Genomic DNA, 7,874 nt, shown 5'->3' on the forward strand with positions numbered 1-7,874 from the left:
GGGCAGGGCAGGGCGGGGCAGGGCAGGGCGGGGGCGGGGGTCAGCGGGGCAGGTCTGCGAGGATGCGGCGGGCCGCGTTGTGGCCGGCGGCGCCGATGACGCTGCCCGCCGGGTGGCAGCCGGCGCTGCCGGCGTACACGCCGTCGATCCCCGTCGCGTACGGCATCCGGTCGGTGAACGAGACCGTGTTGTCGACGTGGTGGATGTGGCCGCCGGTGATGCCGAAGTGCGCCTCGATCCCGGGCGGGGGCAGCGGCACCACGTCGGCGATCAGGTCGCCGGTGCCGGGGGCGTACCGCTCGCAGATCCCCACGAGGCGCGCCACGTACCCGGGCAGGGCCTCGTCCCAGGTGGTGCCGGCCAGCTCGTACGGCACGGACTGGACGAACAGCGCCGACGAGTGGTGCCCGGCGGCGTCGGACAGCGACGGGTCGACGGTGGTGTGCAGGTACCACTCGATGGTCGGTTCCTCCGGCAGCCGTCCGGCCTGCACGTCCGCCCACATCGCCCGCAGCGCGGTCATCGGCGACTCGCCGCCCTGCCCCACCAGGGACGCCGAGCCGGGCAGCAGGTGGATGGTGGAGCCGAACGGGCTCGGCGCGCCCTCGGGCAGGCACGAGAAGCGGGGCAGCCCGGTCAGCGCCAGGTTGAGCTTGAGGGTGGTGCCGGGGCGGCGGACGGCCGCCATCCGCTCCGCGAGGGGCGCCGGGAGCGCGCCGTCGGGCAGCAGGTCCATCAGCCGGTACGGGTCGCAGGCGCCCAGCACCACGGACGCGGCGACCGTACGGCCGTCGGTCAGGACGACCCCGGACGCCGCGCCGCCGGACAGGGTGACGGCGGCGACCGGCGTACCGGTCAGGATTTTGGCCCCGGCGGCGCGGGCAGCCTCGGCGAAGGTGCGGGAGACGGTGCCCATGCCGCCCTCGGCGATCATCCAGGTGCCGCCCGCACCGGGGAGCCGGCACATGTTGTGGACCAGGAAGTTGTGCCCGGTGCCGGGGTCGTCGGGGCCGGCGTTGAGGCCGGACAGGCCGTCGGTGACCGCGTACATGCTGACCAGCAGCTCGGAGCGGAAGTCGAAGCGGGCCAGGTAGTCGGCGACCGAGCCGCGGACCAGGTCCACGAACGCCTGCCGCAGCGCCGGGCGGACGTACCGCTCGGCGGTCTCCTCCACCGGCAGCGGCTCGGCCAGCCAGGCCGGGCCCAGGTCGTCGCGCAGCGCCGCCAGCTCGGCCTGGAGCGCGTCGTCGGCGGCCGCGTCGGCGGGGGAGAACATCTCCGCGACCTGCCGCCGGCTCGCCGCCGCGTCGCTGCCGAACAGCAGGTACGGCGAGCCGAGCCCGCCCGGCGTCGGCAGGAAGTAGTGCGGGTCGCGGCGCAGCACCGGGATGCGTACGTCGAGCGTGGCGAGCAGCTCCGGCGGCGTCAGCCCCAGCAGGTACGACCCGGTGGAGTGGCGCAGCCCCGGCACCTTCGGGAACGGGTTCTCCGTCCGGGTGGCGCCGCCGATCACGTCGGCCGCCTCCAGCACGACGACGTCCAGGCCGGCGCGGGCCAGCAGGATCGCCGAGACCAGCCCGTTGTGCCCGGAGCCGACCACCACGACGTCGGCGCGGGCCGGCAGCTCACTCGCATCGCTCATGCTCGGGCAGCCTAGTGGCGCGCGGCCCCCGGCGGGAGGGCATCTCCACTGTGGTCCGGGGCGAGCTGCGCCAGCATCGCCGCCAGCTCGGTCTCGAAGAGCGCCTCCGGGTCGTCCACCGCCCAGGCGAGGTGGCCGAACACCTCCATCGCCACGAGCCCGTAGAGGCGCGCCCAGGCGGAGAGGAACGCGTACGCGACCTCGACGGGCAGGTCGCCGTGCCGGGCGAAGAGCGGGGCGAGGTGCCCGGCGAGGTGTTGCTGGACCGCCTCGGGCGGCGGGACGCGCAGGGTCGCGCCGCGCGTGAGCGCCACGAACGGGCCGAGGAACGCCGCGCCGAACCGGGCGCCCGGGTGGTCGGCGTCGGCGCACTGTTCGGCGAACGCGACGACCCCGGGGACCGGGCTGCCGAAGATGAGCGTGAACTCGGCGGGGTGCTCCACGGCCCAGCGGCGCATCGCCCGGCACATCGCGAGGAGTTTGCCGGCCGGCTCCGGCCCGGCCGCGTCCCGGGCCGTCTCGACGGTGTGCCGCAGTTCGTCGTAGAGGTCGCCGGCCAAGCCGGCGATCAGCGCCTCGAGGCTGGGGAAGTACCGGTAGATGGCGGGGGCGGTCATACCCATGTCGCGGGCGATGGCGCGCAGCGAGACCGCCTCGATCCCGCCCGTCACCAGCAGCCGCCGCGCGCCGTCCTTGATCTCGGACACGGCCGCCGTACGCAGGCGTTCCCGCCGGCTCGGTGCGCTCATCCGTCACCTCGCTTGACAGGAGTGAACGGTGTAGCAATAGTAAACGGCGTTCACTCGGATGATCGGTGGTTACGACTTCGACCTTAGCGGTCGGTGAGGGGGAAGGCGATGTTCGCCTGGTGGGGACGCGCGGTGGTGCGGGTCAGATGGGCGGTGCTCGCCGCCGCCGTGGCGCTGGTCGTGGTCGGCTCGACCTGGGGCGCCGGCGTCTTCGGGGAGCTGACCGGGGGCGGCTTCGACGACCCGGCCAGCGAGTCCAGCCGGGCGACGGAGCGGATCACCGCCGAGCTGGGCCGGCAGGGCGCCGACCTCGTCGTGCTGTGGTCCAGCGACACGGCGACGGTGGACCAGCCGGCGTTCCGCGACCCGGTCGCCGGCACGGTCGCCGCACTGCGTCAGCGCCCGGCGGTCACCAGCGTCACCACCTGGTACGACACCAAGGCCCCGGCCCTCGTCGCCGCCGACCGGCGGGCCACGTACGCGGTGCTCCAGCTCGCCGGCAGCGACGACGACGCCCGGGGCGAGGCGTACGAGGCGGTGCGCCCGGCACTGGACGCGCCCGGCCTGCGTACCGAGGTCGGCGGCACGATCGCCTTCCTGCGGGAGGCCAACACGCGGACCACGGCGGACATCACCCGCGCCGAGGTGCTCTCCATGCCGGTCCTGCTGGTGCTGCTGGTGTTCATCTTCCGGGGCCTGGTCGCCGCCACCACCCCGCTGCTCGTCGGCGGGCTGGCCATCCTCGGCGCCTTCGTCGCGGTCCGCCTGCTCAACCTGGTCACCGACGTGTCGATCTTCGCGATCAACATCATCACGCTGATCGGCCTCGGCATGGCGGTCGACTACGCCCTGTTCGTGGTCAGCCGGTTCCGGGAGGAGCTGGCCGCCGGCCACGACACCGCCGGGGCGATCGGCCGCACGATCGCCACGGCCGGCCGCACGGTGCTGGTCTCCGGGCTCACCGTCGCCCTCGCCCTGGCCAGCCTGCTGATCTTCCCGCAGCCGTTCCTGCGCTCGATGGGGCTCGGCGGGATGGCCGCCGTGCTGGTCGCCATGCTGGCGGCGCTGACCGTGCTCCCGGCCCTGCTCGCGGTGCTCGGCGGCCGGATCGACGCGCTGCGCGTACCGCTGCCGTGGGGGCGGCGGGCGCGGGGTGGGCAGCCGGCGGAGGCCGCGGGCGGCGGCGCCTGGGCCCGCATCGCGCGCAGCGTGATGGCCCGTCCCGTGGGCTACCTGGCCGGGGTCGCCGTCGTGCTCGCGCTGCTGGCGATGCCGTTCCTGCGGATCACGTTCGGCGGGTTCGACGAGCGGGTGCTCCCGGTCGACGCCGCGCCGCGGGTGGTCTCCGAGCGGATCGCCGCCGAGTTCCCCGGCGGCACGGTCGCCCCGATCGACGTGCTGGTCTCCGGGGCGCCCGCCGAGGCGGCACGGTCGTTCGCCGACCGGGTCGCGGCGGTGCCCGGCGTGACCGGCGTGCAGGTCGCGGCGAGCAGGGGCACCTCGACGCTGCTGACCGTCAGCTACCCCGGCGAGCCGACCGGCGACGTCGCCCAGGACGTGGTGCGCGAGCTGCGCGCCCTGCCCTCGCCCGCCGGTGCGGAGGTGCTGGTGGGCGGCCGGCCCGCCGCCGACCGGGACCTGCTGGACGGCCTCGGCGAGCGGCTGCCCTGGATGGCCCTGCTGATGGCCGGCGCGACCCTCGTGCTGCTGTTCCTGGCGTTCGGCTCGGTGGTCCTGCCGGTGAAGGCCGTGCTGATGAACCTGCTGTCGATCGGCGCGTCGTTCGGCGTGGTGGTCTGGATCTTCCAGGACGGGAACCTGGCCGACCTGATCGGCTTCACCCCGACCGGCTTCATCGAGCCGAGCAACCCGGTCCTCATGCTGGCGGTGCTGTTCGGGCTGGCCACCGACTACGAGGTGTTCCTGCTCTCCCGCGTCCGCGAGGAGTGGGACCGCACGGGCGACAACACCGCGGCGGTGGCCGCCGGCCTGCAACGCACCGGCCGGATCATCACCGCCGCCGCCCTGCTGCTGATCATCGTGGTCGCCGGCTTCGCCACCGGCGGGATGACCTACATCAAGCTGATCGGGATCGGCATGCTCGTGGCCATCGTCGTCGACGCGACCCTGGTCCGGGCGCTGCTCGTGCCCGCCACCATGCGCCTGCTCGGCCGCTGGAACTGGTGGGCGCCCGGCCCGCTGGCCCGCCTCCACGGGCGCTACGGCCTCCGCGAGGCATGACCGGACGACGTCGACGGATCCGACGGCGGCGGCGACGCGGCAGGAGGACGTGAGCACGGCGGGGCCGGGGCGAGCAGCTCCCGGCCCCGCTTTTCCCTTGGTGCGCGGGGACGGGTACGCACTACGATCGCCCGCCATGACCGTGCTCACCACGGATCGCCTGCTGATCCGCGACTGGACCGCCGCGCCGGACGACCTGGCCCGGATCTACGACATCTACTCCCGTACGGAGGTGGTCCGCTGGCTGGGGGCGGCCCCCGGCCTGCCGCTGACCGAACCGGCCCGGGCGGCCGACCGGCTCGCCCTGTGGCGGGCGCGGCACGCCGACCACGCCGGCCGGTACGGCACCTGGGCGATCGAGCTGCGCGAAACCGGCGTCGTCGTCGGGACCGTGCTGCTCAAGCCCCTGCCCGGCCGCGACGAGGGCGTGCCGACCGACGACATCGAGGTGGGCTGGCACCTGCACCCGGACTCCTGGGGCCACGGGTACGCCACCGAGGCGGCCCGGGCGGTGGTGGCCCGGGAGATGGCGGCCGGCACCCGCGAGGTGTGGGCGGTCGTGTCGCCCGGCAACACGGCGTCGATGGCGGTGGCCCGGCGGCTCGGCATGGCGCACGTGGGGCGGCGCACCGACTGGTACGGCGGCGAGGAACTGGAGGCGTTCGTCCTGCGCGCCGAGGACGCCTGAGCCGCCTCGCCGAGCGGCCCGGACGGCGCGTGACGGGCGAGGCGTCCTATCGTCTCGAACCGTGATCACCTTCGAGACGCAGCCCGACCGGCGACGCCTCAGCGCCGCCGTCCGCCACGCCCACCGCCGGATGCTGCTGCCGTACCGGATCGGCCTCGTCCTGGCGGTCGTGCTTCTCCTGGCCGCGCTGTTCGTGTTCCCGTCGCGGGTCCTCGCCTACGTCTGGCTCGGCTGCGCGGTCTTCTGCGCCGTGTTCCCGCCGCTGGTGGTCCGGGCCGTGGTCCGGGCGAGCTGGAAGCTGCACGGCATCCCGACGACCTGGACCTTCACCGACGAGGGCGTCCACACCGCGAACGCCCTCTCGGAGGGCACCGTCCGGTGGGCGGCGCTGAGCGGGGTGGAGCGGATGCCCGACCAGCTCATCTTCCGGATCAACCGGCAGCAGGTGTTCCCGGTGCGGATCGACGGGCTGGACGCTGGGCAGCGGGAGCGGCTGTTCGACCTGCTGCGGGAGCGCGGCCTGCTCCCCGGCGCCGATCGGTGAGCTCTGCCGTGACGGGCGCGTCCATCCGATGAACCGGGCGAGGTACGCGGCCGGATCGACCGCATCCGGGTCACGCCTCAGGGCGGGTCGTGGGTCAGGCGGCTGCGGCGGGTTTTTCGGTGGGATCGGCCGAGGTTACGCCGTGAGTGGGGCGGCGGGTCAGGACCTGGGGGCCGGCAGCCGTGATGGCGACCGTGTGTTCGGAGTGGGCGGTGCGGGAGCCGTCGGCGGAGCGGATCGTCCAGCCGTCGTCGTCGAACTTGATTTTGTCGGTGGAGCGGCAGAACCAGGGTTCGATGGCGATGGTGAGGCCGGGGTGGAGTTTCACGCCGCGGCGGGGCCGGCCGTTGTTGGAGACGTGCGGGGCCTCGTGCATGGTGCGGCCGATGCCGTGGCCGCCGAACTCGGCGTTGACGCTGTAGCCGTAGGAGTGGGCGACCTCGCCGATCGCGGCGGAGATGTCGCCGAGGCGGCCGCCGGGCTGGGCGGCGGTGATGGCGGCCTCCAGTGCGACCTCGGTGGCCTCGATCAGCTTCAGGTCGGCCGGGTCGGGGGTGCCGACGACGACGGAGAGCGCGGAGTCGGCCACCCAGCCGTCGATGCCGACCGCCATGTCGATGCTGAGCAAGTCGCCGTCCCGCAGAACATAGTCGTGCGGCAGGCCGTGCAGCACCGCGTCGTTGACCGACAGGCACAGCACGTTGCGGAACGGGCCGCGGCCGAACGAGGGAGCGTAGTCCCAGTAGCAGGATTCGGCGCCGCGTTCGGCGATCCGGCGGCGGGCGTGGTGTTCGAGGTCCATCAGGTTGACGCCGACCGCGGCGAGGGCGCTCAGCTCGGCGAGCAGCTCGCCGACGAACTGGCCCGTCACCGCCATCCGGCCGATCTCCTCGGCGGATTTGAGCTCGATCATGACAGTCTCCCTCCCCGGTTGCGGTATTTTTATACCACGTCCGGCCGGGGCTGCTCCGGGGGATATCCTGCTGGCATGGTTCGCCAACCACTCACCGCCGAACAGATCGCAGCGGGCCAGCGCCTCGGAGCCGCCCTCCGGGCCGCGCGGGCCGGCCGCAGCCTCGTCGAGGTGGCCCTGGCGGCCGGCATCTCCCCCGAGACGCTGCGCAAGATCGAGGCGGGCCGCCTTCCCGCGCCGGCGTTCGGCACTGTGGTCTGCCTCAGCCAGGCCCTCGACGTCCCCCTCAGCGACCTGGCCGACGTCTGGCTGGCCGACATGCCCATCCGCCAGGCGTCCTAGAGACCAGCCGCCCCAGCTGGGTGGTGGGCGCTGTCGTGCCCGCATCGGCGGACTCCGCGCGTCGACCGCGAGCCCCGGTACCGGGAGCGCAGGCGGGGCAGCTCCACAGGGAAGTCGCTGGCCACTCCATCCGTGAGCCGCGATCTCGCCCGGCGCGACGCCCGCAACGACCAGCAGCAGCGCGACGAGGACACCCGTGCGGTCCCGGCCGGCCTGGCAGTGCACCACCACCGCGCCGGTCGGCGCCTCGGCCACCACGACGAACGCCGCGCCGATCCGGTGGCGGTTGTGGTCGAGCATCGGCGCGTGCCGGTAGACCGGGTCACCCGCGAACGGGCTCGGGCTCCGCTCGCACTCGTACGCCGCAGTTCGTGGCCGTCGGAACGCACCAGCGCGCCGGGCCGGATTCGGCGGCCGTCGGCGGTGACCGTGCCGCCCAGGTCCCGCGCGTTGCGGCACCCCGTCCAGTCGAGACGCATCCGGCAATGATCGCAGCGCTATGCTCGCCGGCCCCTGCGCCACCTGGCGGCGTACGGCAGCGCGAACAGGTACAGGCCGGTGATCAGGAGCAGGGCGAGCGACGATCTTGCCGCTGACGCAGTCCCAGCAGTGAGTACACCGGCTAGACGCAACGCCGCTCGGTTAAGGCGTTGTGGCGGCTGTCGAGGGGTGTGTCGCTCAGGCAAACAGAAGCGGAGTTCCGGTATTGAGGTGAGTCACTCCAAGAAACCCTCGAGACCAGGAACTCCGCTTTG

General features: G+C 73.9%; 8 protein-coding genes. 5 read left to right on the plus strand and 3 right to left on the minus strand.

Annotated elements, in window-relative coordinates; all coding sequences use genetic code 11:
• Positions 1-40 precede the first annotated feature (40 nt).
• Both ABGB16_RS32560 and ABGB16_RS32565 read right to left on the minus strand, forming a co-directional pair.
• The gene (locus tag ABGB16_RS32560) at positions 41-1,642 is read right to left on the minus strand and encodes an NAD(P)/FAD-dependent oxidoreductase (RefSeq protein ID WP_347671906.1); all 1,602 of its coding nucleotides are present in this window, start codon (positions 1,640-1,642) and stop codon (positions 41-43) included.
• 11 nt (positions 1,643-1,653) lie between these two features.
• Entirely contained in the window at positions 1,654-2,391 is a 738-nt protein-coding gene (locus ABGB16_RS32565; protein ID WP_347671907.1) for a TetR/AcrR family transcriptional regulator, read from the minus strand.
• A 93-nt stretch (positions 2,392-2,484) separates the two neighbouring features.
• Here ABGB16_RS32565 and ABGB16_RS32570 point away from each other — a divergent pair, with 93 nt between their 5' ends.
• From ABGB16_RS32570 to ABGB16_RS32580, 3 genes are all read left to right on the plus strand, one after another.
• Entirely contained in the window at positions 2,485-4,632 is a 2,148-nt protein-coding gene (locus tag ABGB16_RS32570) for an MMPL family transporter (RefSeq protein WP_347671908.1), read from the plus strand.
• A 136-nt stretch (positions 4,633-4,768) separates the two neighbouring features.
• Positions 4,769-5,320, plus strand: coding sequence for a GNAT family N-acetyltransferase (locus ABGB16_RS32575; protein WP_347671909.1), 552 nt, complete (start codon positions 4,769-4,771; stop codon positions 5,318-5,320).
• Between the two features lie 61 nt (positions 5,321-5,381).
• Positions 5,382-5,864 carry a YcxB family protein gene (locus ABGB16_RS32580; protein WP_347671910.1) on the plus strand — a complete coding sequence of 161 codons (483 nt, stop codon included), beginning with the start codon at positions 5,382-5,384 and terminating at the stop codon, positions 5,862-5,864.
• Between the two features lie 94 nt (positions 5,865-5,958).
• On the opposite strand, the gene map is transcribed toward ABGB16_RS32580, so the two are convergent.
• Complete coding sequence (gene map / locus ABGB16_RS32585; protein WP_347671911.1) at positions 5,959-6,777, minus strand: type I methionyl aminopeptidase; 819 nt, start codon at positions 6,775-6,777, stop codon at positions 5,959-5,961.
• A 75-nt stretch (positions 6,778-6,852) separates the two neighbouring features.
• On the opposite strand from map, the gene ABGB16_RS32590 reads away from it, so the two are divergent.
• Both ABGB16_RS32590 and ABGB16_RS32595 read left to right on the plus strand, forming a co-directional pair.
• A complete protein-coding gene (locus ABGB16_RS32590; RefSeq protein ID WP_089011556.1) occupies positions 6,853-7,119 on the plus strand; it encodes a helix-turn-helix transcriptional regulator in 267 nt (88 codons plus the stop codon).
• 132 nt (positions 7,120-7,251) lie between these two features.
• The gene (locus ABGB16_RS32595) at positions 7,252-7,608 is read left to right on the plus strand and encodes a hypothetical protein (protein ID WP_347671912.1); all 357 of its coding nucleotides are present in this window, start codon (positions 7,252-7,254) and stop codon (positions 7,606-7,608) included.
• Positions 7,609-7,874: the final 266 nt, after the last annotated feature.

Source organism: Micromonospora sp. B11E3 (assembly GCF_039871625.1).
Taxonomy (GTDB): Bacteria; Actinomycetota; Actinomycetes; order Mycobacteriales; family Micromonosporaceae; genus Micromonospora.